Raw genomic sequence first — 343 nt, 5'->3', positions numbered from 1 at the left:
GGACGCCGTGAACCCATCCATGGGGGCTCCTGTTTTTCATCCATGAAAAACACGCCCTCGGTCAAAGTGTACTATGCGTTTACCACCTCGTTTGAACCTTACTGATCTTTCATGATCGCTTCGAATTAACCTATGCAGCCAGGCAGCGAGTCGATATTGCTAAACAAAGCGTGTACGGCATGGATGCCGGACAGACAAATTTGCCAGGAGCAAATTTGAACAGCTTTAGCTGGCTCTCAGTTACGCAGACTCGAGATTTCTGTATCTGGTGGCTGTAAGCACTTGAGTTTTGTTGGTGAAGGATATAAAGGCGAAAACCCGACGCGAGGTCGGGTTTTCTGAA

It is taken from the genome of Alishewanella longhuensis (assembly GCF_014653435.1).
Taxonomy (GTDB): Bacteria; Pseudomonadota; Gammaproteobacteria; order Enterobacterales; family Alteromonadaceae; genus Alishewanella; species Alishewanella longhuensis.
Note: the sequence above shows the minus strand (reverse complement) of the source record.